This is a genomic window from Methylobacterium sp. WL8 (genome assembly GCF_008040045.1).
In the GTDB taxonomy this organism is placed as follows: domain Bacteria; phylum Pseudomonadota; class Alphaproteobacteria; order Rhizobiales; family Beijerinckiaceae; genus Methylobacterium; species Methylobacterium cerastii.
Map to the genome: position 1 here is coordinate 103331 of NZ_VRVF01000005.1, position 25133 is coordinate 128463.

The following is a 25133-nucleotide window of genomic DNA, read 5'->3' on the forward strand; positions in this document are numbered from 1 at the left end:
CGACGTGGCGCACCGATTGCCTCGCGCGCCGAAATGCGGGACGACGGCGCCGTCTTCTCGGTCTGGCAATCCCGGCAGCGGTCCGCACACGATGATCCCTCACCGAACGGTCCGCGCCAGCCTGCTCCGGGCGGCTCGACTCTGCTTCTGTGCCGGCCTCGTCCTCGGGGGCGCCGGTCTTGCGGCCGTCCCGGCCACGGCGCAGGAGGCGGCCTCCGCCGTCCAGGACGTCGTGCTCGTCGATGTGGCGCTGCCGCTCGGCGATACGCTGTTCAAGGCCGCCCGCGTCACGGTGAGCGGTACCCGGCTGTCGCGCGGCGACCTGACGGCGATCCTGGCACCGGACTCGGCCGAGCCGTGGGCGCCGCGCCTCGCGCGCCTGGAAGCGGCGAGCATCTCGATCCCGGTCCTCGTCTCCGAACATCCCGGTCCCGGCGGATCGCTGCAGACCGTGACCTACCGCGAGGTCACGGCGCGCGACGTGCGCGCCGGCCGCATCGCCGAGCTGACCATGGCGGGCGCCGGCGTCGCGGTCTCCGGCGCGCAAAAGGGATCGGGCACTTACGGCCGGATCGTCGCGAGCGACCTCGACCTCGCCGCGCTCGTGCGGCTCTCCTCGGAACCGGGTGACGGGAAGGGGCCGGTGCAGCGGGTCTACGCCGCGATCCGCGTCGCCGACGTGACCTACACAGAGGATTCGGGCGTCGCGATCCGGATCGCCGGGCTCGAAGGCCGCGACTTCGGCGGCCGCCAGATCCCCGGCGGGTGGAACGGCGCGATGGCCGCCCTCACCCGGGGGCTCGACGCGGTCGATCCCGAGATGAAGGCCGACGCGCGCGGCCGGCTCGCCGCCACCGCGGCGGATCTTGCCGACGCGGTCTCCTTCGGCAGCCTCGAACTGCACGGCCTCGCCATCAGCCGGACCGGGGCCGGCGCGCCGATGCTGGTCGAGGTCGGGCGCCTGGCGCATGTCGGCACCGGCGCCGAGGCCGGCACGACGCTCGAGGCGATCGCCTTCGCCCAGGGCGGGGTGAAGGCCCGGCTCGCGCGGGCGGCCCTCACCGGCGTCTCGCTCAGCCCCACCATCGTGGCCCTGCGCCGCCTCGCCGACCCGAACGCCGCCGTCACCGACGAGGCTTTGCGCCGCCTCGCCCCGGCCATCGGCGGCCTGACCTTGCAGGATTTCAGCGTCGAGTTGCCGGCCGATCCGGCTGCGGAAGCCAGGCAGACCAGCCGCAGCGCCGGTAAGCCGCCCGCCGTCGCCGGCGACCCGCTCGGCGTTCCGGCCTCGCAGGGCGCCGCGCCGATGCGACTTGTCCTGCGCAGCGGCGCCCTGACCTTCGGGCCGCTGCGCGACGGGGTGCCGACCGCAAGCCGCCTCGACCTGTCGGGCGTGACCTTCCCGGCGACGATAGTCGCCGGCGTGCCGGTGCTCGGCGCCCTGCCGGATTACGGCTATGCCGACCTCGATTTCAACCTTGTGATCGACTCGGCCTGGGACGAGGACAAGCGCGAGGTGGCGTTGCGCGAGATGACCCTGTCGGGACGCGACATCGGCTCGCTGCGGCTCGCCGGCACGATCGGCGGCATGGGGCCGGAGCTGTTCGCCTCGCACATCCCGGCGGCCAGCCTGCTGATGCTCACGGCCACCGCTAAGGCCCTCGACCTCACCGTCCAGAACACCGGCCTGTTCGAGCGCTTCCTTGCCGCCCAAGCGAAGGCCCTGAGCCTCAAGCCGGAGGAATTGCGCCAGGAATACGTGGCGGCGACCCAGTTCGGCGTGCCGGCGATGCTCGGCAACTCGCCGGCCGCCCGGGCGATCGGCAGCGCGCTCGGCCAGTTCGTGACGAAGCCCGGACGCCTGACGCTGAACGCCAAGGCGAAGAACGCGGCCGGCCTGGGCTTCGCCGATTTCGGCCTCGCCCGCACGCCGGGTGCGGTGCTCGACAAGCTCGACGTAGATGCACGAGTGGAGTGAGGTCGGGCCTTCCGGCCAGACGAAGCCTTGCTTTGGTGAAACGTCACTCGGCGATGACGCCGGGGTAGCGCCGCGCCAGGTCCTGCCGGGTTGCGTCGGCCCAGGCGCGGTCGCGGCTCGTCCGCGGGCGATCGAGCGGCACCGTGGCGACCAGGCTCGCCGGGCGCGGCGACAGCAGCAGCAGCCGGTCGGCGACGGCGATCGCCTCAGCGACGTTGTGAGTCACCATCAGCACGCTCATGCCGAGCCGGTCGACGGTGTCGACCACCAGGCCCCGCAGGGAGGCGGCGGCCGCGTCGTCGAGCGACACGAACGGCTCGTCGAGCACCAAGAGGCGCGGATCGTTCGCGAGCGCGCGGGCGAGCGCCACGCGGCGCTGCATCCCCAGCGACAGCGCGCCGGGAAACCGGTCCCGCCACGGGGTCAGCCCGAGATGCGCGAACAGCCCGTCGAGGTCGCGCGCGCGCTGCGGCCGCGGCATCGCCAGGCGCACGTTCTGCTCCACCGTCCGCCACGGCAGCAGACGCGGCTCCTGGAAGACCATGCCCGGCCCGTTCTCGGATGCGCGCGGGTCCGGCACGATGGTTCCGTCGTAGTCGGCGTCGAGCCCGAGCAGGATGCGCAGGGTCGTGGTCTTGCCCGCCCCCGACGGCCCGATCAGGCAGGCGATCTCGCCCGGCCGGATCGCGAAGGCGAGGTCGCGCACCGCCTCCACCGGCTCGACCGAATCCGGATGGTAGACCTTCCGCGCGATCGCGACCGTGAGGACCGCGTCCTCGCCGTCGCCGACGGCGGACATCTTATCGCCAGCGGCGGACATGCGCTTCGAGCCGCTGCAGGAGGAGGATGTCGATGGCGATCATCACGCTCATGAACACGATGCTGTAGCCGAGGATCGCGGCCACGTCGGTGCTCTGGACGAAGTAGTAGTTGATCGCGAAGCCCACGCCGTTGGGACGCCCGAGCAGCTCGATCACCAGCACGATCTTCCAGGCCAGCGACAGGCCGGAGCGTGCCGCGGCGACCGCGTAGGGCTGCAGCTGCGGCACGAGCACGTGGGCGACCCAGGAGCGCCGGTCGAGCCGGTAGGTCCGCGCCATCTCCTCCAGGCCGGGGTCGAGGTCGCGCGCGCCCTCCCGCAGGATGACGGCGACGTTGGGCAGCTTGTTCAGCACCACGGCGAGGATCGCGGCCGTTTCGTTCAAGCCGACCCAAACGTAGGCCAGCACGGTGATCACCAGGGCCGGCGTGTTCAGCATCGCCAGGAGCGGCGTGTCGAGGAGGGTGTTCAGGCGCTTCGAGCGCCCGAGCGCCACGCCGAGCAGGACGCCGAGCACCATCGCGAGCACGAACGAGACGCCGACCCGCGCCAGCGTGATACCCACATTGGTCCACAGGTCGCCGCGCGCCGATTCCCGGGCGATGAACGTCGCCACCGCGAGCGGCGTCGGCAGCATCCGCGAGCCGGCGACCTGCGCCGCCGCCTGCCATGCGGCGAGCAGCACCAGCATGGAGGCGAGACGGGTGAGGACGGCCCGGCGGTTCGAGTCGCTGGCGCGGATCAACCGGTCGTCCCGTCGTAGTACAGGCCCGGCGGCAGGCCGGTGCCGGTGCCGACGAGGCGCTCGCCCCCGAGCCGCGACATCACCGAGAACAGCCGCTCGCCGTCGCTGCGCTCCTCGGCCACGGGCCGGCGCGGGATGCCGGCGAGGTATTCCCGCTTCAACGCCTCGAAGATCGCGTCGTCGTCGGCCGCCATCAGCGGGCGCACGATCGTCCAGGCGGAGGGGTCGCCGGCCAGCATGTCCTTGGCCGCGCGCACGGCGCGGACGAAGCCTGCCATCGCCTCGGGCTTGTCGGTGACGGTCTTCGCCTCGAACAGGTAACCGATCAGTGCGAACGCGCCCTTCGCACCGAGCGCCCGCATCATGTCGTCGGCGCCGATCAGCCGGCGGAAGCCCTTGGCTTCGAGGCGCGCGCAGTAGGTCCAGTAGGTCAGCGCCGCATCGAGCGAGCCTTGCTCGAGCTTCAGCGCGATCAGGGGCGGCGCGCCGTAGGCGATCTCGCTCTTGGCCTCGATGTCGAAGCCGGCGGCGTCCTGCGCCTGGGCCTTGAGCAGCAGCCAGTTCTTGTCGAGGGGGCCGCCGCCGACGCCGAGGCGCTTGCCTTCGAGGTCCTTGAGGGTCTTCACCGGGCTTGCCGCGGGCACCATCACGGCGCCCTCCGAGGTCGAGGCCGGCACGTATCGCATCGCGCGGCCCTCGTTGCCGAGGCGGGCCGCCCAGAGCAGGTCGCCGACGATCACGTCGACCTGGCCGCCCATGAAGGCGATGCGCGCCGCGTCGTTGCCGGCGAGCTTCACGAGGTCGAGGTTGAAGCCGTTGGCGGCGTCGAGCCCGCGCGCCTTGATCAGCGCGGCTTCCCACGCGACCGTGCCGAAGGGCAGGCTGCCGAGGCGTACGCTCGGCGCCGCCAGCGCCCGATGCGACAGCATCGGCAGGCCGGCGAGCGCGGCGGCGAGCAATCCGCGCCGTGACAGCATCGCGCCTTCTCCCTAGAGATCGTCTCGGCCGATCTTGGCCTTGTGCCGTTCTCGGCCGGAACCGTGAGGCACCGGCGCCCGCGGAACCATTGTGCAGAGGTCTTAGGGCGCGGGGGGCGGCCCGTCCACATCCGCCTTGCGCGGTCGCGGCCGCCGGGGCAGGCTCGGGCGGGGAAAACCGATCGGGAGAGACGACCATGGCCGAACCGCGCGAAGGCGCCCTCGACGACGCGACCATCGCCGCACGGATCGCCGCCGAGATACCGGCCTGGCGTTACGAGGACGGGTGGATTCGCCGCACCTACAAGACTGCCAGCTGGAAGAGCACGCTGATGGTGATCAACACCGTCGGCCACCTCGCCGAGGCGGCGTGGCACCACCCCGACCTCACCGCCTCCTACGCCTGGGTCGAGGTGCGGCTGATGAACCATGCCGCCAAGGGCATCACCGACAAGGACTTTGCGCTGGCCCGCAAGATCGAGGAGGTCGTCTCCTGGCAGCCGGGCCTCGAAGGCGCCGGCCTGGAGGGCACGCCGACGGACCCGCGCTTCGCCTACGTGAAGTACGACAAGTAGGGCGTTCCCTAACGACACCCTCACGGCGTCGTGCGGCCTGACCGCTCGATTCCTCACGGTCGCGGGCCGATCTTGGCGGTGCGGTCCCATCCCGGGACCGCGCCAGCCCCGCGTGAGACCATGCCGAACCTCTCGACCGCCGTCGTCCCGTCGCCCGCCCGCCCGGCCGCCGCAAGACCCGGTCTCAGCTTCACCATCGGGCAGGATGTGAGCGGCTGCTGGGTCGCGCTGGAGAGCCACGGCATCGCCGGCGGGCTGTTCCGGAACCGCGACGACGCGATCCATTATGCCGGGGTCGAGATTCGCAATGGCGCCGGCGAGATCCGCTTCGCCACCGGGCCGGTCGCCTTCACGGCCGGCCGCTGAGGAGCGGCGGTCACGGGGCGTTCTTCACCCGGCGGCACTCGGTCTTGAGGTAGGAGGTCTTGCCGATCTCGTCGCGCAAATCCGTGCGGGCGATGATCTCCTGCCAGCCGTTGGTGCAGCCGAGCTCGTTCGCGACGCGGACCTTGCGCACCTCCAAGGCCTTGTCGTCGGTGCAGGCTTCCTGCGCGATCGCGTTGGCGCAGACGAGGACGACGGCGAGGAAGGTGTTCACGGACGAGGTTCTCCCGCGGAAGGACGTGGCAGCCTTACGCGCGAACCGCGCACGAGGTTTCGCGCCGGGCGCGCCGTCCGCGGTCGTCGCTCAGGCCGGGCTTCGCGCCAGCGTGACGACGCGGTCGGCGGCGTAGGTCGCGCCCTCGACCGGGTTCGCCACCCAGCGGCAGCGGCCGATCGCCATGTCGTGCCCCGCATGGAAATGACCGGACACCCACAGGTCGGGTCGCGCCGCGTCGTCGAGGTCGTCGAGCACCGTCGTCGCGTAGAAGGCCGGCACCCACCACGGCACCCCCGGTGCGTCGCGGAAGGCGTCGGCCGCACGCGGGCTCGGCGGATGGTGCGTCACCGCCACCGTCGGCCCGTGGAAGGGCTGCGCCAGGGTCGCCAGCAACTCGGCCCGCTCCGCCGCGTGCGCCGCCATCGCGTCGGCGGGAAGCCAGACCGTGCCGTCCGCCTTGCGGATCGAGCCGCGATACTCCCGTGAGCCGGTGATCGGGTCGGTCATGCGGTCGGCCGCGTAGGCCATCGGGTCGGCCGGGCGGTCGGGGGCGTCCGGCCCGAGCCAGCGCCCCGCCAGCGACCAGTCGCTCCACAGGGTCGCGCCGACGAACCGGACCCCGTCGAGGAGGCAGGCGGCGCCGTGCCGAAGCAGGTGGATGCGGGCGCCGCCTTCGTTCAGGCGCGCGACCTCGGCCGCGAGCGCGGCGAGGAGCTCGGGCGCGGTGCGCCCGTCGCCGGTCGGCGCGTAATGCTCGTGGTTGCCCGGCACGAGGACGACCGGCCTGCCTCCGGCCAGCGCCAGCACGGCGGCGAGCCCGCGCTCGGGGTGTCCTTCGTACAGGTCGCCGGCGCAGACCATGACGTCGAACGGCCCGCTCGGCGGGGCGATCAGGTCGAGGCGGCGGCGCTCGAGGTGGAGGTCGGAGATCGGGAAGATTCTCACGGGGTCCGTCCTGCGTCGTGCGCGGCGCGGCGCTCGGCGGCGGCTGCGCGAAGGATGTCGCCGGCCGAATCCGCGTTGAGGATGGCGATGCCGGCCGCCGCGATCAGGTCGGGCCAGGGCGAGGGCTGGAACGCGGTGACGAGGCCGGCGGCGATGATCGCGAGGTTGGCGTAGGCGTCGTTCCGGGCGGACAGCCAGGCGGCACGCGTCAGGCTGCCTGCGCCGTCGCGGTGGCGCGACAGCATCAGGGCGCAGGTGAGGTTCACCGCGAGCGCCCCGAGCCCGGTCAGCGTCAGCGGAAGCGGCGCCGGCGCGCTCATGTCCGAGACCTTCTCGTAAGCCGCGTAGGCGGTGGCCAGCGCCGGCACCATCAGGATGCCGGCCATCGCCGTGCCGAGGCGCGCGCGGTTGGCCGCGCTCCAGCCGAGGCCTGCGAAGATCAGCAGGTTGATCGCCGCATCCTCCAGGAAGTCGAGGCTGTCGGCGATCAGCGCCACCGAGCCGATCGCCAGCGCCACCGCGATCTCGATGCCGAAATAGCCGAGGTTCAAGCCCGCAACGCGCAGGACGACGGTGCGGAGCGGGGGAAAGGCGGCGGATTCCACGCGGGCGACGGTGTCCGTTACGGGGCGGGCCGCCTCTTCGCCCACCCGGTGCCTGCTGTCGAGCCGCCCTTACGCGTTTCGTCCGGCTGGATTCGGAGGCCGTCCTGTGCGAGGCGGGTCGGCCATCGGACCGAATCCGTTCGGCCGGAACGAGGAGTCTCAGATGTTGCCCGAATTGCGCGTTCTCTACTTCGAGGACCTCGAAGTCGGGCTCTCGGAGACCCTCTCGAAGACGATCGCCTCCTCCGACGTGGTCGGGTTCGCCGAGATCACCGGCGACCGCAACCCGATCCACCTGTCCGAGCACTTCGCCGCGCGCACGCCGTTCGGCACCCGCATCGCCCACGGCCTCTACACCGCCGGGCTGATCTCGGCGGTGCTCGGCACCCGCCTCCCCGGCCCCGGCGCGGTCTACATCAGCCAGACCTTGAACTTCCGCGCGCCCGTGCGCATCGGCGACACCGTCGACGTCACCGTCGAGGTGGCCGAGCTGGTGCCCGAGCGGCGCCGCGCCCGCCTCAAGTGCACCTGCGCGGTGGCCGGCGAGGTCGTGCTCGACGGCGAGGCCCTGGTGAAGGTGCCGACCAAGGCCGAGGCCGACCCGCTGGCGGTCCGCATGGGCGGCCGCCCGCCGGCGTGAGCGGTTCCCGGTGCCCGGGGGCATGATGTCTCCTTGCGATCGTGACCTTCCGGCATGATCCAGATCTCCGACCCGTCCGATCCGCGCCTCGCCCCCTACGCGGCGATGCGCGAGCGCGACCTCGTCGGGCGAGCCGGGCGCTTCATCGTGGAGGGCGAGGTGACGCTTCGGCTGATGCTGTCGCCCCGCGCCCGCTTCCGCACCGAATCGATCCTGCTGCTGCCCGAGCGCGTCGCCGGGCTCGCGGCCGCGATCGAGGCTTGTCCCGATCGGCCGCCGGTCTACGTCACCGACCGCGCCGTGATGAGCGCGGTGGCGGGGTTCCCGATCCATCGCGGCGTGCTGGCCGTCGGAATCCGCGGCGACGACGCGGGCGCCGAGGTGCTCGTTCCGCAGGCGGCCGCCCCGGCTTTGGTCGTAGGCCTGGCCGGCTTGACCAACCACGACAACGTCGGCGGCCTGTTCCGCAACGCCGCCGCCTTCGGCGCCGACGCGGTGCTGCTCGACGCCGGCACCTGCGATCCGCTCTACCGCAAGGCGATCCGCGTCTCGGCCGGCGCCGCCCTCACCGTCCCCTTCGCCCGCCTCGATCCCGGCGTCGACTGGTTCGCGACGGCCGCCGCCCTCGGCCTGGAACCGCTCGCGTTGAGCCCGTCCGGCGCCGAGGATGTCGCCGACCTCGCGCCGCCGTCGCGTGCGCTGCTCATCCTCGGAACCGAAGGCCCCGGACTGCCGGCCTCGGTGCTGGCGCGGATGCGCGGGCTGCGCATCGCTATGGCCCCCGGCTTCGATTCGCTCAACGTCGCCACCGCAGGCGCGATCGCGCTGCATCGCCTCGCGTGCGGGCTCCGCACTGCGCGCGACAATGAGCACCCATTGCCTTGACCCCGCAGCGAGCTAGCTTGACCGCACGGTGGAGCGGGCGGCAGCCCGTCGTCCGCCGGGAAGTTCGGATCGGGGAGTCGGGCGCGTTGCTTCAATCACGTGAGGGCCTGCGGACGTTGTCCGGGCGCCGGGTCGTCGTCGTCGGTGCGGGGCCCGGCGGTCTCGCCACGGCCCTGTTGCTGGCGCGCGCCGGCCTTCAGGTCACGCTGATCGAGAAGGACGGGCAGGTCGGAGGCCGGACCAAGACGGTGTCGGCGCCCGGTGGCTACAAGTTCGACATCGGCCCGACCTTCTTCCTCTATCCCCAGATTCTCGCCGACATCTTCGATAGTTGCGGGGAGCGGCTTGAGGATCACGTCAAGCTCGAGCGGCTCGATCCTCAGTACCATCTCGTCTTCGAGGCGGGCGGCGAGATCCGCGCCACCGGCGACATGGACCGGCTGGAGGCCGAGGTCGCGCGCATCGCCCCGGAAGACGCCAAGAACGTCAAGCAGTTCTTCGCCGACAACCGCGTCAAGCTGAAGTTCTTCAAGCCGGTGCTGGAGCAGGCGTTCCACACCCTGCGCAGCATGGCGAGCCCCGGGATGCTGCGGGCGCTGCCCCACCTGCATCCCGGCCGCAGCGTCGACCGCGACCTGCAGCGCTACTTCAAGGACCCGCGGGTCCGCCTCGCCTTCGCGTTCCAGACCAAATACCTCGGCATGTCGCCGTTTAGGTGTCCGAGCCTGTTCACGATCCTCTCGTTCCTCGAATACGAGCACGGCGTCTACCACCCGGTCGGCGGGTGCGGTGCGATCTCGGAGGCGATGGCGGGCCTGTGCCGCCGCATGGGCGTCGATATCCGCCTCGGCACCTCGGTTGAGCGCGTCACCTTCGACGGCAAGCGCGCCGACGGCGTGATCGTGGACGGCGAGCGGATCGCGGCGGACGCCGTGGTGATCAACGGCGACTTCGCACGGGTGATCCAGGACCTCGTCCCGGAGGAGCACCGCCCGCGCTGGCGCGACCGGAAGATCGAGAAGGCGCGCCTGTCGTGCTCGACCTTCATGATGTACCTCGGCATCGAGGGGAAAGTGCCCGACAGCCTCGGGCACCACACCATCCTCCTGGCGGAGGATTACGCGCGCAACATCCGCGAGATCACCGACGGCATCCTGCCGATGCAACCCTCGGTCTACGTGCAGCATGCCGGCTACACCGACGGCGGCATGGCGCCCCCCGGCCACACCGCCCTCTACGTCCTCGTGCCGGTGCCGAACCTGAAGGCCGGGATCGACTGGCCCGCCACCCGCGCGACCTACCGCGCCCTGGTTCTGGAGCGCCTGAAGCTCCTCGGCCTCGACGACGTCGAGAGCCGCATTCGCTTCGAGCGCATCGTCGACCCGGTCGAATGGCAAGACAACTTCTCGGTGTACGAGGGGGCCACGTTCAACCTTGCGCACGACTTGATGCAGATGTTGTACTTCCGCCCGCACAACCGCTTCGGGCCGGGCTTGTACCTCGTCGGCGGCGGCACGCATCCGGGCTCGGGCCTGCCGGTGATCTATGAGGGCGCGCGCATCTCCGCGCGCCTGCTGATCGAGGAACTGGCCGGCGCCCGCGTCGCCGAGACCTCCGGCGTGCCCGAGACCGCCGCGCTGGCCACCGGCGGCGAGACCTCGTGAGGTTGAGCGGGCGCCGCACCCTCCGCACGTCGCTCTCGATTCCCCCATCCGCCTGGGTGCTCGCCCGGATGGCGACGGTCCTCGTCGCGGCCCTCGCCGCCTTGCCGGCGACCGCGGCCACCGTGGAGGTCTTGGTGGAGGGGGCCGACCCGGGCGCCTCGGTCTCCGTCGCCCTGTGCCAGGGCGGGCTGTCGGAGGAGGCGTGCAGCGCCGGGCAGGAGACGACCGCGCGCGGCGGCGCGGTCACCGTGGTGTTCCGCGACGTGACGGCCGGCCGCTACGCGGTCGCCGCGTTCGAGGACGTGAACGGCAACCGCCGGCTCGACCGGACCGGCCTCGGCCTGCCCATGGAACCCTACGGCTTCTCCGGCGGCGCCGGGCTCAAGGCCCGCCCGACCTTCGCCGAGGCCGCCTTCGACCTGCGCGAGCCCGGGTCCGCCCTGCGGGTCCGCCTCGCCCGCGCCCTGCCCCGACGCTGAGGCGCGCCGTGACGGAGCCTCTCGTCCGCGTCGCGGGCGCCGCCCTCGCCTATCGCGACCGCCGCGTGCTCGACGCCGTCGATCTCGTCCTCGACGCGGGCGAGATCCTGGCGCTGCTCGGGCCGAACGGCGCCGGCAAGACCTCGCTGATGCGCCTGATCGCCGGGCGCCTCGCGCCGCAGGCCGGGACGGTCCGGGTCGGCGGGCACGATCCGTTCCGGGTCCGCTCCGCGCGGCGCGGAATCGGCTGGGTGCCGCAGGAGATCGCGCTCTATCCCCGCCTCACCGTCGCCGAGAACCTCGGCGTGTTCGCCCAGCTCGCCGGCCTCGGCCGGCGCGAGCGGACGGGGGCCGTGGCCGAGGCCATGGCGCTCACCGACGTCGCCGAGGCGGCGGGACGCCCGGTCGGGCTGCTGTCCGGCGGCTACCAGCGCCGGGTGAACATCGCCGCGAGCCTGATGTGCAAGCCGGGCCTGGTGCTCCTCGACGAGCCGACGCAAGGGGTGGACCTGACGGCGCGGGCCGCGATCCACGCCGTGCTCGGCCGCCTGCGCCAGGAGGGCACCGCGATCCTGATCGCCACCCACGACTTCGCCGAGGCCGAGCGCCTGGCCGACCGCGCCGCCTTCATGGCCGCCGGCCGCATCGTTCGCGAAGGCACGCTCGCCGACATGCTGGCCGAGCTTCGCCAAGGCGTCCCCGAGCGCGAGGTCGCCCTGACCCTCCCCGCCGGGCCGGCGGCCGACCAGGCCCTGCGGCATGCCGGGTTCGCGCCCTCGCACAGCCCGCTGGTCTGGCGCGCCGCCCCCGGCGTCGGCCGTGTCCTCGACGGCGCGGACCTGCTCGACGCGCTGCGCGCGCAGGCGGTGCCGGCCTGCGAGGTCCGCGTGCGGGCGCCCGGCCTCGAGGCGCTCTATCTCGACGCGCTGGCCGGCGACCCCGCGGCCCTGCGCGCGGCCGGGGCCGCCCGATGATCGGCGCCGCCTTCCGCGTGATGTGGATCAGCCTGATCCGCGACCGCGCCGCACTGACGATGGCCTTCGTGCTGCCGACCGTGATCTTCGTGATCTTCGCCGCGATCTTCTCGGGCGCGATCGGCGACCGCATCCGCATCCATCTCGGGCTGGCCGACCTCGCCGGCACCGCCACCACCGAGCGCCTGATGAAGGCGCTGGAGGCCGACCCGTCGCTCCGCGTCACCCGACTGCCCGAGCGGGACTTGCCGGGCGTCGTCGCGGCGGTGCGCCGCGGCCAGGTCGACGTGGCGCTGGCGATCCGCGGCGACCTGTCCGCGCCGGCCGCCGGAGCGGCGGCGGAGCAGCCGGTGGTGCTGGTCGAGAGCCCGGCCAAGGCGCTCGCGACCCCGATCGCGCTGGGCCAGCTCCAGCGCGTGCTGAACGAGGCGCTGCCCGACGTGGTCTTGTCGCGGGTCGTCGCCGACGTCGAGCGCAGCGGCAAGATCGGCGCCGACGAGCGCGCCTTCCTCGACCAGGCCTTCGCCGAGCAGCGCGCCAAGAAGGAGCCGTTCAGCTTCGCCTCCCTGGTGGAGCGGCGCAGCACCGCGGCCGGCGCCGCCAACGAGCGGGTGCGCTACTATGCCGGCGCGATCACCGCGGTGTTCCTGCTGTTCGCCGCGATGCAGGGGGCGATGTCGCTCACCGAGGAGCGCGCCACCGGCCTCGCCGACCGGCTGATGGCCGGACCCGGCGGGCTCGCGGTGATCGTGCTGGGCAAGTTCGCCTTCCTCACCCTCCAGGGCGTCGCCCAGGCCGGGCTGATCTTCGCGGCCGCGGCCCTGTTCTACGGCGTCGAGATCGGCCCGCACTGGCCGGCCTTCCTCGTCACCTGCGTCCTGGTCTCGGCGATGGCGGCCGGGCTGGCGCTCGCCGCCTGCGCCGCCGCCGCGACCCGCCAGCAGGCCCACCTCGCCTCGACCTTCGGCGTGCTGCTGCTCTCGGCGGTGGGCGGCAGCATGGTGCCGCGCTTCCTGATGCCGCCCTGGCTACAGCAGGCGGGCTGGTTCACCCCGAACGCCTGGGCGATCGAGGCCTACCAGGGTGCGTTGGGCGACGGCGCCGGCGCGGCGCTGGCGGCCTGGGGCGTGCTGTTCGCGATCGGCTTCGCGGGGCTTGGCGCCGCGCTCCTTCTCGTTTCGCGGCGGACGGCATGACGGACCGTCCGGCGCGACCCGGTGGCGCGTTGACCGCCGGTCCGTTCTGCCTAGCTTCCATCAAGCGGACGCCGTCGTCGCGGGCGTGCCGGGAGTATCGATCGTCATGAGCCAGGATTCCACGGTCGCCGTCGTCGGCAGCGGGCTCGGCGGCCTCGCAGCCGCCTGCGTGAGCGCGGCGCGCGGACACCGGGTCACGGTCTACGACAAGAACGAATGGCTCGGCGGCAAGGCGGCGGTGCTGCACGAGGGCGGCTTCCGGTTCGACATGGGGCCGACGATCCTCACCGTGCCCCGCGTGCTGGAGCGCATCTTCGCCGAGGCCGGCCGCAACCTGCACGACTATCTCGACCTGCGCCGCCTCGACCCGCAATGGCGCTGCTTCTTCGACGACGGCACCCGCATCGACCTGATGCAGGACGTCGCCCGCATGGCCGCCGACATGGATCGCTTCGCCCCCGGCAGCGGTGCGGGCGAGGGCTACCGGAAGTTCCTCGACGTCTCCGAGAACCTGCACGGCATCTCGGAGAAGTTCTTCTTCTGGAAGCCGGTCGAGGACCTGTTCGACACCATCAACATCCGCGCCAACCTCAACCCCGGCACGCTGCGCGACGTGCTCGCGCTGCGCATGCATGCCTCGGTGGCGAGCACGATCCGCGGCAAGGTCAAGGACGCCCGCTTGGCTCAGATGCTCGACCACTTCGTGCAGTATGTCGGCTCCTCGCCCTACGGCGCGCCGGCGGTCCTCTGCGCCATCGCCCACATGCAGACGGCGGAAGGGGTCTGGTACCCGATGGGCGGCACCCGCGCCGTCGCCGAGGCGCTGGCCAAGCTCGCCACCGAACTCGGCGCGACGCTGAAGCCGGGCGAGGAGGTCCTGGGCCTCGACGTGTCGGCCGGCGCCGTGAAGGGCGTGCGGACCAAGTCCGGTTCCACCGCCTACGATGCGGTGATCTCCAACATGGATTCGGTGCGGACCTACACGGAGCTGGTCGGCGGCGACGCCGGCAAGGCTTACGCCAAGAAGAACCCCGAGCCGGCCTGCTCCGGCGTCGTGCTGTATCTCGGTCTGAACAAGCGCTACGAGCACCTGAACCACCACGACTTCGTCTTCTCCAAGGACCCGGAGGAGGAGTTCGACTGGATCTACCGCAAGGGCGAGCCGGCCCCGGACCCGACCGCCTACCTGGCGGCGCCCTCCTCCACCGACCCGTCGGTGGCACCCGACGGCGGCGAGGCGCTCTACGTGCTGGTGCACACGCCGTACCTGCGCCCCCACCACGACTGGAAGACGATGTTCCCGGCCTACCGGCAGGTGATCCTGGACAAGCTCAAGCGCACCGCCGGCATGCCCGACCTCGAGGAGCGCATTGTCGTCGAGCGCCATCTCACGCCGCAGGACATCCACGAGCGCTACCACGTGCTCAACGGCGCGATCTACGGGCTGGCCTCCCACGGCAAAGTCATGGGCGCGTTCAAGCCCGGCAACCGCTCGCGGCAGGTGCGCAACCTCTACCTCGCCGGCGGCGCAGCCCACCCCGGCCCTGGCATGCCGATGGTGATGATGTCGGGCTGGATCGCCGCCGACGCGCACGATTCCGACGCCCGCGGGCAGCTCAGCGAATCCGCGTGACCGGCGGGACGGCACTCGGCGCACCGGTCGGGGCCTGAGCGCATGGCCGACGCGCCCGATCGCAGCCGCCGGTTCCGGGCGCCGCCGCCGGCCTCGCCGGTGGTGTGGCGGTTCATGGTCGCCTACTTCGACCGCTTCCTCCGGCGGCGGATGAACGCCCTGCGCCTCGCGCGCTGGGGCCTGCCGCCGGACCTCGGCCCGGGGCCGGTGGTGGTCTACTGCAACCACCCGGCCTGGTGGGACGCGGCGGTGATCATCCTGCTCGCCGGGCGGCTCTTCCCCGAGCGGTCGAGCTATGCGCCCTTCGACGCGCGGATGCTGGAACGCTACGGCGTCTTCCGCCGCATGGGCGCCTTCGGCGTCGACCTCGACACGCCCCGGGGCGCGGCGCAGTTCATGGCCGCCTCGCGAGAGATCCTCGCCCGGCCGGCGAGCGTCCTCTGGATCACCGCCCAGGGGCGCTTCGCCGACGTGCGCTTGCGGCCCCTCGACCTGCGCGCCGGCGTCGCGAGGCTGGCCGAGATCGCGCCGGACGCGCAGTTCGTGCCACTGGCCCTCGAATACGCGTTCTGGGACGAGAGCGGCGCGGAGGCCTGCGCGGCCTTCGGCGCGCCGGTCTCGGGCCGTGTCCTGGCCGCCCTGCCGCGGGTCGAGCGCCTGGCACGGCTGGAAGCCGACCTGACCGCAATCCTCGACCGCCTGAGCGCCGACGTGGTCGCCCGCGACCCGGCGCGGTTCCGCGACCTCGTCTCGGGACGCCAGGGCGTCGGCGGCCTGTACGACGGCTGGCGCCGGCTGGCGGCGACCCTGCGCGGGCGACGCTTCGAGCCCGGTCACCGGGCGGCGGTCGGCAACCCCGAGTCGCAGCTTCGGTCGCAAATCCAACCGCATATGCAGCCTCAATCGCATTTGCCGTTGCACACGCAATCGCAGTTGCACACTCAATCGCAGTTGAACGCGCAATCGCAGTTGCAGTCTCACTTGCAGTCTCACTTGCAGTCGCAGTCGCAATCTCAGCCCCCCCCCGAGGACGCGCGTCGCTGATGGCCGACCCTCTGCTCCTCGTCCTCGCGATCCTGGCGCTGGCGGCCGCCCTCCTCCCGGCGGTGCTTGCGGCGATGAACCTGACGCTGCTGCGCACGCCCGAGCCCGAGGCCGGCGAGGCGGGCCTCGTCTCGATCCTGATCCCGGCGCGCAACGAGGCCGGCCACATCGCCGAGACCGTGCGCGCGGCGCTCGCCAGCGTCGGCGTCGCGATCGAGGTGCTGGTCGGCGACGACCACTCGACCGACGCCACCGCCGCGATCGTCTCCGGCCTCGCATTGGCCGAACCGCGCCTGCGCCTCGTGCCGGTGCCGCCCCTGCCCGAGGGCTGGACCGGCAAGAACCACGCCTGCGCGCACCTGGCCGGCGAGGCGCGCGGCGCGCACCTGCTGTTCGTCGACGCCGACGTGCGGCTGAAGCCGATCGCGGCGGCCGGGCTCGTCGCCCACGCCCGCCGCAGCGGATCGGGGCTCGTCAGCGCCGTGCCGCGGCAGGTGATGGGGACGCTGGGCGAGAAACTCACCGTGCCGATGATCAACTTCCTGCTCGTCGGCTACCTTCCGGTGGCGATGATGCGCGCCTCGATGCGTCCGGCTTTGGGCGCGGCCTGCGGGCAGATGCTGCTGATCGGGCGCGACGCCTACGCGGCCGTCGGCGGCCACGGCGCCATCCGCCGCTTCCTGCACGACGGGGTGAAGCTGCCCCGCCTGCTGCGCGCCGCCGGCCACCGCACCGACCTCGTCGCGGGCCATGCGCTCGCCGACTGCCGGATGTACACCGGCTTCTCGCAGTGCTGGGCCGGCTTCTCGAAGAACGCCCACGAGGGCATGGCGACGCCGGTGGCGCTGCCGGTCTGGACCGCGCTGCTGGGCCTCGGCCACGTGATGCCGGCCCTGCTCGTGCTCGCCGGGTTGCTGGTGGGCCTCTCCGGCGCGACCTGGTTCCTGGCGCTCGCCGCGCTCGCCGTCTCGCTCGCGACCCGTGCCGCCATCACCCTGGTGACGGACGAGCCGGCCGCCACCATCCCGCTCCACCCGGCGGCGGTGGTCGTCGCGCTGGCGATCCAGTGGAACGTGCTGCTGCGCCGCAAGCGCGCCGGCGCGGCCGTCTGGAAGGGCCGCAGCTATCCGACCGGCGGAGCCTGAGTCTCGGCGATGATCCAAGCCGTCGTGTCCGGGTCGGCGCCCGCGACGGGCAGATGCAGGATGATCGGCGTCTCGTAAGGGTGGCGCGCCTTCAGCGCCGCCGCCAAGGTCTCCGAGAGGCCGGCGCGCGTCTTCATGAACGCGACGACCTCGTCGGCGTGCGCGGCCGCGCCCTTCCAGGCGTAGACCGAGCGCATCCCGGGCCGCACGTTGACGCAAGCCGCGAGCCTGTCGCGCACCAGCGTCTCCCCGACCGCGAGCGCCGTCTCGGCATCGGGGAGGTGGTATAGACGAGGAGCGGACGCTCCATGCTATGGCTCTCCCGACGGCGAAGGCGGCACGCGCTCGATCGAGCCCGGCGCCGGCCCCGCGTCAACTGAGGTGGTCCCGGGTCCCGCATGCCGCGCTTCCACAAGGTCGCCTTCGTCGCGAGCCCGACGCCCGACGCCCGCGAGGCGGCCGCCGCCCTGATGCGGCGCTACGACCACGTCGCGCCGGAAGAAGCGGACGTGGTGGTGGCGCTCGGCGGCGACGGCCTGATGCTGCAGGTGCTCCACCGCTTCATGGACGCGAAGAAGCCGATCTACGGCATGAACCGCGGCACCGTCGGCTTCCTGATGAACGAGTTCCGCGAGGACACGCTGCTGGAGCGCCTGGAGGCGGCCCATCGCAGCGTCGTCCACCCGCTGCTGATGGAGGCGCACGACACCGAGGGGCGCAGCCACCGCGCCCGCTCGATCAACGAGGTCTACCTGCTGCGGCAGACCCACCAGACCGCCAAGCTCAAGATCTCCGTCGACGGGCAGGTGCGGCTGCCCGAGCTGATCGCCGACGGGGTGCTGGCCGCGACGGCGGCGGGCTCCACCGCCTACAACCTGTCGGTGGGCGGCCCGATCCTGCCGCTGAACGCCAAGCTCCTGGCGTTGACCCCGATCTCGGCGTTCCGGCCCCGGCGCTGGCGCGGCGCCCTGCTGCCGGACCACGCCCACATCCGCATCGAGGTGCTCGACGCCGAGCACCGGCCCGTCGCGGCGGTGGCCGACCACACCGAGTTCCGCCGGGTGTCGATGGTGGACACCTGGCTCGACCGCGAGACCCATCTCGTGCTCCTGCACGACCCCGGCCACAGCCTCGACGAGCGCATCCTGCGCGAGCAGTTCGGCTGATCCTGCTCACTCTCTTTGCGGTGCTGCATTACCTTCCGCCGAACCGGCCACCGCTTCGACGGGAAATGCTCTCGGTTCAAAACGCAGTCAGCTTGGCCGTGTCATTGTCTGCCGGCGACCCATTGCAGAAACTGGGAGCGTCCGCTTGCGGGGCACTTGGTGAAGCAGAAACCTATGGCCAGCATGGGAGGGAAGCGGACCTTCCCAGGACTCATTGTCGACGTCCATCGGGCTATTTAGGGATCGACCCATGGACGTCAGGATCAGCGCGCCATCAGGGCCGATCGCTGCTCTTTGGCTTGGCCGCGACCCGGCCATCCTGCTAAACGATGGACGTATTCTACTGCTGCAAATGACGAGAGTATGACAAGTTCTGGTATCCCGCGGTCGAAGAACCCCCAGCAAAGGCATTTGAGCAGGGCTTCGGCCGACAGCTTCGGCTTCTATCATGATATGATCCAGTCGAGCGGCGCGGCGACGTACCTCCTGGGAGATGCATTCGAGGCAACCATCGCCGCGCAACATTTCGGCCGCTTGACGGTGTACGATCGGCAACTCATCGGCGCCGATCATGGGCGGGACCTCGTGCACATTCGGCGCGACGGTTTCGAGCACTACTATCTCCAAGTCTTACGCTCCGGCCGGGTCGTGAGCGGTCGTCCTGGGGACGAGCGTCGTCTTGTCCCGGGTGACGCCGTTCTCTTCGATGCGACCCAACCGATGCGGTCGATCGTGGACGACGGCGATCTCGTCACAGTCATCTTGGCCCGCGATCAAGTCGAAGCTGTCTCGCCGGACGTGCGCCATCTGCATGGAAGCACCCTTCCCGGGAGTGAGCCAGGCTCACTTGGCAAAGCCGTGCTTTCTTTCCTGCGCTGTGCATCGAGTTTCCCAGAGACCTCAGCCGCCGGGATCGGTCACGTCATCACCAATATGCTCGGTCAGGTCCAGGGAAGGTCCGATGCGGCTTACAGTGACGCCGTCGGCGAAAGCAATTTGGAGTCATCGCGGCGCTTGAGGGCGGAAATCTTCATCGACAACAACCTTGCGGCAGATTTGAGCTCCGATGCTATCGCCCGTAGCATCGGTGTTTCTCGATCTTCTTTGTATCGAGCGATGCAAGCCGTCGGCGGCGTCGAAACGGTCGTCAAGCGTCGACGTGCCGCTCGTCTGCGGCTGCTGATATCCCGACAGGACACAGAAACGTCGATCGGTTTTTTCGCGGAACAGATCGGTTTCTCGAGTATCAGCCACGGTTCACGTGCATTCAAGGAAATCTATGGACAATCACCGGATCAGTTTCGGGCTGCCCTTCGATCTGACGCAATTTCGGCAGATCAAGCTTTGAACCCCGGGCGAATGCGGAATTGGTACGGCACTATAAACGACTGAATGGTTGCATTTGGTTCAGATCTGCATCGCGCTTGATGTCATCGACGGCGGACTGAAGCAGTTGTCGCGACGTGCCTCCTTCCAACCGACTGGCTTCTGCTCGGTTGGAAAGCGTGGTGCCCGGTCCGAACGGCCGGCATGGGGCGGAAAGGGAACGTCCGCTTCAGGGCGAAAGGCCTATTTCCGCTCACCGCCCTCAGCAGACCATCCCACGGCCAAGCTGAGCGGATTCCCACCCTAAGCCGCCAGATCCCGCCGGACCGCATCGTCGGCGAGCGCCTGGAGCGTCTCCTCGAACACGGCTCGGATTTGCGCGATCTGCCGCGTGCCGGGGATCGCTCGCTCCCCACGTGCCCGCCCCTCGACGGCGGCGAGCAGTCCGACCAGCCGGATCGCTCCGACGTTGGCACTCATCGACTTCAACCCGTGGGCGGCGCTGGCGACGACGGCCGCGTCGCCGTTCGGGATCGCGGCTTCCAAGGCGGCGAGCGCCACCGGTGCCTGCGCCGTGTAGAGGCCGAGCACCCGGGCCAGGAAGGCGCCGTCGCCCATTTCGGCGAGGCCTTCGAGGGTTTCGCGGTCCAAGAGCGCCGGTGCGTCGGGAAGCGCTGGTGCGTCGTCGCGCGTCGGCAGGCCGGCCGTCGGCGTCGCCGCGTCGTCGTCGAACGCTTTGGGCGCCGTCCCCGTGTCCATGCCGGGTGCGTCCGCGGCGACGAAGCGGCCGAGCACCTGCGCGAGCTGGGCCAGGGTGAAGGGTTTGGCCAGCGTCCCGTCCATGTCCGCGTCCTGCCACGCCGTGGCGCCGTCGCCGATCACGTGCGCGGTCATCGCGACGACCGGCAGGCGGGCGGCGCCGGCCTCGGCTTCGCGGCGGCGGATGGCGCGCGTCGCCTCGAACCCGTCGAGGACCGGCATGCTGCCGTCCATCAGGATCAGGTCGAACCGGGCGGCGGCGCTCGCGGCCACCGCCTGCGCCCCGTCCCCGACGGTGATCACGTCGGTCACGCCGCAGCGTGCCAGGGCCTCGACCGCGACCTCCAGGTTCACGGCGCTGTCGTCGGCCACGAGCACGCGGGCGTGGGGGAAGCGCGGCAGGGCGTCTGCGGCCGTCGCGGAACGCTGCGTGTTCGCGGCGAACGGGCGGTCGGCGGCAAGCGCCGCCAGCACCGGCCGCCACTCCGCCTGGACCACGGGCCAGCGCAAGACCTCGTCGGCGAGCCCGGCGCGGAGCGCCTGCTGGCCCGCCGGATCGCCCATCGGCGCCACGGCGACCACCCGCAGGGCCGCGTCCGGGCGGCGCCCGCGGGCGAGGAGTTCGGCGGCATCGAGGATCCAGGGTGCGCGATCCGCCGCGGTGTCGGCGAGGGGTGCGAGGTCCGCCTCGACGAGGCCCGCCGCCAGCGCGACGCGCGTCGCACCGCCGAGGCCGGCCAGGACGACGCCCGCCGGCGCATGGCCGGCCCGGCGGATCGCCTCGGCCGGCTCCGGTGCCGCGATCGGAATCCGCGCCCAGAAGGTCGAGCCCACGCCGACGCGGCTCTCCAGGCCGACGGTCCCGCCCATCGCCGCGATCAGGCGCTCGGCGATCGAGAGGCCGAGGCCGGTGCCGCCGAAGCGGCGGGTGGTGGATTGGTCGGCCTGGGTGAAGGCGGTGAAGACGCCGGCGATCTTGTCCTGCGGGATGCCGATGCCGGTATCCGTGACGGCGATCTCCAGCATCCGGCCGTCGTCGCGCGTGCCCATCCGGACGAGGACGTGGCCGGCTTCCGTGAACTTCAGCGCGTTCGAGACGAAGTTGCTCACCACCTGGCCGAGGCGGACCGGGTCGCCGACCATCGCCGCCGGCACGTCCGCGCCGACCTCCGCGGCCAGGTCGAGGCCGCCGTTGCGGGCGCGCTCGCCGAACAGGGTGACGACGGTGTCGGCGATCTCGCGCGGGCTGATCGTGGTGCGCTCGAGCTCGAGCTTGCCGGCCTCGACCTTCGCGAAGTCGAGGATGTCGTTGATGATCGCGAGCAGCGACTGGCCGGAGCGCGCGATCACCTCGGCGTAGCGGCGCTGGCGCGGCGGCAGGTCGGTGGCGGCCAGGAGTTCCGCCATCACCAGCATGCCGTTCATCGGCGTGCGGATCTCGTGGCTCATGGTGGCGAGGAAGGTCGACTTCGCGGCGTTGGCGGCGTCGGCCTGCTCGCGGGCCTCGCTGAGGTCGTGGGTCCGGACGCGGACCTCCTCTTCCAGGCCGGTGCTGTAGGCGGCGAGCTGCCGGTCGCGGACATTCACCGCGCCAAGCAGGTCGTTGAAGGTCTGCGCCAGCGCGCCGACCTCGTCGTCGGTGGTGACGTCGGCGCGCCGGCTGTAGTCGTGGCGCGAGCGCACGGCGTCCATGGTGCCCGCAAGCGCGGTGAGCGGGCGCGTCACCGCGCGCTGCAGCCGGAGTGAGACCGCCAGGCCGACGAACACCGCGACGAGGCCGGCGAGCAGCGCGTTCAGGGCGACGTCGCCGAGGCGCTCGGCGAGGTCGCCGGTCTCGGCCACGACCACGACCCGGCCGATCGCGCGCTGGTTCTCCAGGACCGGCTCGCCGACCTTCAACGTCCGCGTCAGCATCAGGGCGAGGAGCGAGGGCCGCTCGGTGGCGTCGAGGTCGAGGTCGTCGGCGAGCCGCAGCCCGATGCCCTGCTCGCCCAGGATGCTGCCGTCGGCGCGCAGCAAGGCGGCGTAGACGAGCGAGGGGTTGCGCGCGATCGCGCGAAGGGTGGTGTCGGCGGCGTCCGCGTCGTCGCCGGCGATGGCGCCGGCGCCGCTATGGGCCAGCACGCGCGCCACCGTGCGCAGCGCCTCGCCCTTGTCGGCGGCGTAGCGGTCGACCTCGCGCCAGACCGAGAGCGTCGTGGCGACCAGCAGCGCCACCGCGACCGCGCCGATCACCGCCCAGGCGACCCGGCCCGCGAGGGACCGCCTTGGATCGAGTGCCTTCCAACGCATCGCGCCCCGTACCCTTCCGACCGTGTCGTCCGCCGCCCTCACCGGACGCCGCCGATCTTGCCGCCGATCACGCCGCCAAAAGCTGGCATTGCCGTTCGACCTCGCCCCAGCCGGCCAGGAACGCCGCGACGCAGGCCGGGTCGAAATGAGAGCCCGCGTTCTCGGACAGGAGCGCCCGCGCCTTCTCCAGCGGCCACGCCGCCTTGTACGGGCGCTCCGAGACCAGCGCGTCGAACACGTCGGCCACGGCGACGATGCGGCCCGAGAGCGGGATAGCCGCGCCTGAAAGGCCCGCCGGGTAGCCGGTCCCGTCCCAGCGCTCGTGGTGGCTCGCCGCGATCTCGGCGGCGAGCCGCACCACGTTCGAGGTGCTGCCCTCGAGGATGCGGCGGCCGCGCTCGGCGTGCTTCTCCATCTCGCCGCGCTCCTCCACCGAGAGCGCGCCGCGCTTGAGTAGGATCGCGTCGGGTACGCCGATCTTGCCGACGTCGTGCATGGTCGAGGCGAGGCTCAGGAGGCGGCAATGTTCGTCGTCGAACCCGAGGTTTCGCGCGATGATGCCGACATAGGTCGAGACCCGCGCGATGTGGTTGCCGGTGTCGGTGTCGCGGTGCTCGGCCGCGCGCATCAGGAGGTCGATGATCTCGCGCTCCCGGGCCTCGATCACCGACACCGCGGCGGCGACCTCGCGGGCGAGCCACGCCGCGCGGTCCTGCTCCTGGCGGTGGGCGTGGCTGATCTTCATCAGGTTGGTGACGCGCGCCCGGATCTCGGCCGGGTCGAACGGCTTGCCGAGGAAGTCGGTGGCGCCCGCATCGAGCGCCTGCCGGCGGATCGCGCGCTGGTCCATGCTCGTCACCATGACGACCGGCACGTGCGCGAAGCCTTCGACCTCCCGCGCGGCCGCGATGAACTCGATCCCGGTCATCCCCGGCATGTCGTAGTCGGTGATGGCGATGCCGATCTGCGCGACGTTGGCGCGCAGGAACGCGAGCGCCGCGACCGGGCAGGTGAACTCCACCGGCTCGCAATCGGGCACGGGCTTGAGCGCCTGCACGACGAGCAGGTTGTTCAGTTCCGCGTCGTCGAGGATCAAGGCGAGCATGGCGCTCCCTCCCGTTTGCGATGAAGGCGACGGGCCGTCATTGCGTCAGCAGCAGCCGGCCGGAGATCGGCCCGACGCCTTTCGGCACCGGCACGCTCGTTCCGGCGTAGTTCGCGTTGAGGACGAGGTTCGGGCCCTCGTAGAGATTGATCTGCTGGGCCACGATCACGGTGTAGGCCGACTGGTCGGCCACCGGCTTCGACGAATCGATGACGAGGCGCCCGGCCGGCAGGTAGATCGTGCCGAGCATGGTGCGGGCGTTGTCGCTGATGATGCGGTAGGTCCGCACCGGCTTCGTGATCGCGAGCGGCGGCGGCGTCGGGCTGATGAGGTCGCCGAGCAGCGTGTCGACGAGGGCCGTCGGGTCGATGGGAAGCAGGACGCCCCGGTCCTCGGACATCAGCAGGCCGGCCATGACGCCGGTGACCGGCGCCTTGAGGCTGATGGTGGTCTTCTTGTCGAAGACCAGGCCGCCGTTGTTGCCGGTGAAGTAGAACGCCACGTCCTCGCCGATCAGCGTCGCCTTCTTGTCGACGATGAGCGGGCCGTCCTTCATCACGTAGACGCCCGGCTTCAGCGTGACGACGGCGTCGTCGGTGATGTGCAGGCCGGCGCAGTAGGTGCCGGGCTCAAGCATCATATTCTGCTTGATCGTCTTCATGGCGAGGACGTTGAGCAGGTTCAGCGGAAACGGCAGCGTCATGCAGGGCTCGATCGGCGGCGCGGCGCGGTCCTTCAGCGGGTCCTCGATCACCGGGCATCCGGTCTGCGGCGTCGGGCTGAAGTTCGCGCGTACCCCGAGATAGCCGCCGGCCGAGCAGATCGTCTGCGCCTTGGCCATCGCGTTCGCTTGGCCCACCATTCCCGTTCCCGAGGCGGAATTCGAGTAGAGGGCGCAATCGGTGGCGGTGACCTGCGCGCTCTTCTGCAGGTTGAACGCGCCGGCCGCGTAGGAGTCGAGCGCCAGCATGCATAGGCGCATCCGGCCGACGACGCTCGCCTGCGCCTTCACCGCGAGCTTGGCGGCGGGCAGGCCGACGAAGCTGCCGAAGGACAGCTTGTAGGTCTCGGAGGCGGCCACCGTGACGTTGGTCTTGTCGGGCGCGACGGTGACCGCGACGGTCAAAGGCCGGTCGGACGGCGACTTCGCCTCGGACCGGACCGTCTGCTCGGTGATGCCGGTCACCGCGGCGGTGTTCGACAGGGCGAGCTTGAGGGCGTTGCCGCCGGCCAGCGCCCCGGCGTCGGCGGCTGCCTGCAGCTGGGATCGCCGGGCGGCCAGGCGCGCATAGTCGACGCCGCCGCCGACGAGGCCGAGCAGCACCGTCGCGACCAGGCCGAAGATGAGGGCGACGGCGCCGCTTCGGTCGGCTCCGAACGACCGGATGCGGGATGCCACGAACCCGAACCCGTGGCTCGACGCTTGCCCCGCTCGACGCCCGCTTTCCATCCCGACCGCCTCCTCGGCCCATCATGAACCTCGGGTCTACAGAGACCGGATTAATGAATGGCCCTGATCGTCCGGCCGAATGCCGCACAGGACGCGCCGAACCGCGAAGGATGCTGCGATCAGGAAACA

22 protein-coding genes and 2 pseudogenes are annotated in these 25133 nt (G+C 71.5%); 14 read left to right on the plus strand and 10 right to left on the minus strand.

Going from position 1 to position 25133, the window contains the following annotated elements; all coding sequences use genetic code 11:
• The first annotated feature begins 91 nt into the window (after positions 1–91).
• Entirely contained in the window at positions 92–1978 is a 1887-nt protein-coding gene (locus tag FV234_RS03500) for a hypothetical protein (protein WP_147828101.1), read from the plus strand.
• A gap of 43 nt (positions 1979–2021) precedes the next feature.
• Here FV234_RS03500 and FV234_RS03505 read toward each other — a convergent pair whose 3' ends face one another.
• Genes FV234_RS03505 through FV234_RS03515 form a run of 3 tightly spaced genes read right to left on the minus strand, consistent with a single transcriptional unit; the run spans position 2022 to position 4520 of the window.
• Positions 2022–2798 (minus strand): ATP-binding cassette domain-containing protein, encoded by a 777-nt coding sequence (locus FV234_RS03505; protein WP_187273568.1) that lies wholly within the window; start codon positions 2796–2798, stop codon positions 2022–2024.
• Positions 2779–3489, minus strand: coding sequence for an ABC transporter permease subunit (locus FV234_RS03510; protein ID WP_147828130.1), 711 nt, complete (start codon positions 3487–3489; stop codon positions 2779–2781). Before FV234_RS03510 ends, FV234_RS03505 begins: the two co-directional genes overlap by 20 nt.
• A gap of 50 nt (positions 3490–3539) precedes the next feature.
• Positions 3540–4520: an ABC transporter substrate-binding protein gene (locus FV234_RS03515; RefSeq protein WP_147751917.1), complete on the minus strand. Its 981-nt coding sequence runs from the start codon at positions 4518–4520 to the stop codon at positions 3540–3542.
• Positions 4521–4717: 197 nt separating this feature from the next.
• Between FV234_RS03515 and FV234_RS03520 the strand changes: the two genes are divergently transcribed.
• The gene (locus FV234_RS03520; RefSeq protein ID WP_147762074.1) at positions 4718–5095 is read left to right on the plus strand and encodes a 4a-hydroxytetrahydrobiopterin dehydratase; all 378 of its coding nucleotides are present in this window, start codon (positions 4718–4720) and stop codon (positions 5093–5095) included.
• A 120-nt stretch (positions 5096–5215) separates the two neighbouring features.
• Entirely contained in the window at positions 5216–5461 is a 246-nt protein-coding gene (locus FV234_RS03525) for an RAG2 PHD domain containing protein (RefSeq protein WP_147828103.1), read from the plus strand.
• A 10-nt stretch (positions 5462–5471) separates the two neighbouring features.
• Here the strand turns inward: FV234_RS03525 and FV234_RS03530 are convergent, their stop codons facing one another.
• The 3 genes from FV234_RS03530 to FV234_RS03540 form a co-directional block, all read right to left on the minus strand.
• Positions 5472–5693, minus strand: a complete 222-nt coding sequence (locus tag FV234_RS03530; RefSeq protein ID WP_147815206.1) for a hypothetical protein — start codon at positions 5691–5693, stop codon at positions 5472–5474.
• A 90-nt stretch (positions 5694–5783) separates the two neighbouring features.
• Positions 5784–6641, minus strand: a complete 858-nt coding sequence (locus tag FV234_RS03535; protein WP_147828104.1) for a metallophosphoesterase — start codon at positions 6639–6641, stop codon at positions 5784–5786.
• Positions 6638–7246: a cation transporter gene (locus FV234_RS03540; RefSeq protein WP_147828105.1), complete on the minus strand. Its 609-nt coding sequence runs from the start codon at positions 7244–7246 to the stop codon at positions 6638–6640. The genes FV234_RS03535 and FV234_RS03540 overlap by 4 nt, the downstream gene beginning before the upstream one ends.
• Before the next feature lie 163 nt (positions 7247–7409).
• Here FV234_RS03540 and croR point away from each other — a divergent pair, with 163 nt between their 5' ends.
• The 9 genes and pseudogenes from croR to FV234_RS03585 all read left to right on the plus strand — a co-directional run bounded on the left by croR (position 7410) and on the right by FV234_RS03585 (position 16906).
• Positions 7410–7886, plus strand: coding sequence for a 3-hydroxybutyryl-CoA dehydratase (gene croR / locus FV234_RS03545; RefSeq protein ID WP_147751911.1), 477 nt, complete (start codon positions 7410–7412; stop codon positions 7884–7886).
• Positions 7887–7940: 54 nt separating this feature from the next.
• Positions 7941–8771, plus strand: a complete 831-nt coding sequence (locus FV234_RS03550) for an RNA methyltransferase (RefSeq protein WP_147828106.1) — start codon at positions 7941–7943, stop codon at positions 8769–8771.
• Positions 8772–8857: 86 nt separating this feature from the next.
• On the plus strand, positions 8858–10435 hold the full coding sequence (gene crtI / locus FV234_RS03555; RefSeq protein ID WP_147814581.1) for a phytoene desaturase family protein: 1578 nt from the start codon (positions 8858–8860) through the stop codon (positions 10433–10435).
• Positions 10436–10503: 68 nt separating this feature from the next.
• On the plus strand, positions 10504–10914 hold the full coding sequence (locus FV234_RS03560; RefSeq protein WP_147751925.1) for a DUF2141 domain-containing protein: 411 nt from the start codon (positions 10504–10506) through the stop codon (positions 10912–10914).
• Between the two features lie 8 nt (positions 10915–10922).
• A complete protein-coding gene (locus tag FV234_RS03565) occupies positions 10923–11888 on the plus strand; it encodes an ABC transporter ATP-binding protein (RefSeq protein ID WP_147828107.1) in 966 nt (321 codons plus the stop codon).
• Positions 11885–13084 carry an ABC transporter permease gene (locus tag FV234_RS03570; protein WP_147828108.1) on the plus strand — a complete coding sequence of 400 codons (1200 nt, stop codon included), beginning with the start codon at positions 11885–11887 and terminating at the stop codon, positions 13082–13084. Before FV234_RS03565 ends, FV234_RS03570 begins: the two co-directional genes overlap by 4 nt.
• Positions 13085–13190: 106 nt before the next feature.
• Entirely contained in the window at positions 13191–14717 is a 1527-nt protein-coding gene (gene crtI / locus FV234_RS03575; RefSeq protein ID WP_147828109.1) for a phytoene desaturase family protein, read from the plus strand.
• Between the two features lie 114 nt (positions 14718–14831).
• A pseudogene (locus FV234_RS03580) lies at positions 14832–15557 on the plus strand (lysophospholipid acyltransferase family protein); the annotation flags it as partial.
• Positions 15558–15760: 203 nt separating this feature from the next.
• On the plus strand, positions 15761–16906 hold the full coding sequence (locus FV234_RS03585; RefSeq protein ID WP_147828110.1) for a glycosyltransferase family A protein: 1146 nt from the start codon (positions 15761–15763) through the stop codon (positions 16904–16906).
• Here FV234_RS03585 and cutA read toward each other — a convergent pair.
• Positions 16885–17216, minus strand: a pseudogene (gene cutA, locus FV234_RS03590) (divalent-cation tolerance protein CutA). The gene FV234_RS03585 and the pseudogene cutA overlap by 22 nt on opposite strands.
• An 88-nt stretch (positions 17217–17304) precedes the next feature.
• Here cutA and FV234_RS03595 point away from each other — a divergent pair.
• Together FV234_RS03595 and FV234_RS03600 are read left to right on the plus strand one after the other, a co-directional pair.
• Positions 17305–18072, plus strand: coding sequence for an NAD kinase (locus tag FV234_RS03595; protein ID WP_147762087.1), 768 nt, complete (start codon positions 17305–17307; stop codon positions 18070–18072).
• Positions 18073–18435: 363 nt separating this feature from the next.
• Positions 18436–19464 carry an AraC family transcriptional regulator gene (locus FV234_RS03600; RefSeq protein ID WP_147828111.1) on the plus strand — a complete coding sequence of 343 codons (1029 nt, stop codon included), beginning with the start codon at positions 18436–18438 and terminating at the stop codon, positions 19462–19464.
• Positions 19465–19701: 237 nt separating this feature from the next.
• Here FV234_RS03600 and FV234_RS03605 read toward each other — a convergent pair whose 3' ends face one another.
• The 3 genes from FV234_RS03605 to FV234_RS03615 form a co-directional block, all read right to left on the minus strand.
• Positions 19702–22449, minus strand: coding sequence for an ATP-binding protein (locus FV234_RS03605; RefSeq protein ID WP_147828112.1), 2748 nt, complete (start codon positions 22447–22449; stop codon positions 19702–19704).
• A gap of 67 nt (positions 22450–22516) precedes the next feature.
• A complete protein-coding gene (locus FV234_RS03610) occupies positions 22517–23554 on the minus strand; it encodes an HD domain-containing phosphohydrolase (RefSeq protein WP_147828113.1) in 1038 nt (345 codons plus the stop codon).
• 37 nt (positions 23555–23591) lie between these two features.
• Positions 23592–24953, minus strand: coding sequence for a pilus assembly protein TadG-related protein (locus tag FV234_RS03615; protein WP_238272217.1), 1362 nt, complete (start codon positions 24951–24953; stop codon positions 23592–23594).
• Positions 24954–25133: the final 180 nt, after the last annotated feature.

Excerpts from the sequence above, each read along its gene's own strand:
- FV234_RS03520 (WP_147762074.1), top strand. The coding sequence starts at position 4,718 with ATGGCCGAACCGCGCGAAGGCGCCCTCGACGACGCGACCATCGCCGCA.
- FV234_RS03510 (WP_147828130.1), bottom strand. The coding sequence starts at position 3,489 with ATGCTGGTGCTGCTCGCCGCATGGCAGGCGGCGGCGCAGGTCGCCGGC.
- FV234_RS03610 (WP_147828113.1), bottom strand. The coding sequence starts at position 23,554 with ATGCTCGCCTTGATCCTCGACGACGCGGAACTGAACAACCTGCTCGTC.
- FV234_RS03525 (WP_147828103.1), top strand. The coding sequence starts at position 5,216 with ATGCCGAACCTCTCGACCGCCGTCGTCCCGTCGCCCGCCCGCCCGGCC.
- FV234_RS03550 (WP_147828106.1), top strand. The coding sequence starts at position 7,941 with ATGATCCAGATCTCCGACCCGTCCGATCCGCGCCTCGCCCCCTACGCG.
- FV234_RS03500 (WP_147828101.1), top strand. The coding sequence starts at position 92 with ATGATCCCTCACCGAACGGTCCGCGCCAGCCTGCTCCGGGCGGCTCGA.
- croR (WP_147751911.1), top strand. The coding sequence starts at position 7,410 with ATGTTGCCCGAATTGCGCGTTCTCTACTTCGAGGACCTCGAAGTCGGG.
- FV234_RS03605 (WP_147828112.1), bottom strand. The coding sequence starts at position 22,449 with ATGCGTTGGAAGGCACTCGATCCAAGGCGGTCCCTCGCGGGCCGGGTC.
- FV234_RS03600 (WP_147828111.1), top strand. The coding sequence starts at position 18,436 with ATGACAAGTTCTGGTATCCCGCGGTCGAAGAACCCCCAGCAAAGGCAT.
- FV234_RS03570 (WP_147828108.1), top strand. The coding sequence starts at position 11,885 with ATGATCGGCGCCGCCTTCCGCGTGATGTGGATCAGCCTGATCCGCGAC.
- FV234_RS03595 (WP_147762087.1), top strand. The coding sequence starts at position 17,305 with ATGCCGCGCTTCCACAAGGTCGCCTTCGTCGCGAGCCCGACGCCCGAC.
- FV234_RS03515 (WP_147751917.1), bottom strand. The coding sequence starts at position 4,520 with ATGCTGTCACGGCGCGGATTGCTCGCCGCCGCGCTCGCCGGCCTGCCG.
- FV234_RS03505 (WP_187273568.1), bottom strand. The coding sequence starts at position 2,798 with ATGTCCGCCGCTGGCGATAAGATGTCCGCCGTCGGCGACGGCGAGGAC.
- FV234_RS03560 (WP_147751925.1), top strand. The coding sequence starts at position 10,504 with ATGGCGACGGTCCTCGTCGCGGCCCTCGCCGCCTTGCCGGCGACCGCG.
- FV234_RS03585 (WP_147828110.1), top strand. The coding sequence starts at position 15,761 with ATGGCCGACCCTCTGCTCCTCGTCCTCGCGATCCTGGCGCTGGCGGCC.
- crtI (WP_147828109.1), top strand. The coding sequence starts at position 13,191 with ATGAGCCAGGATTCCACGGTCGCCGTCGTCGGCAGCGGGCTCGGCGGC.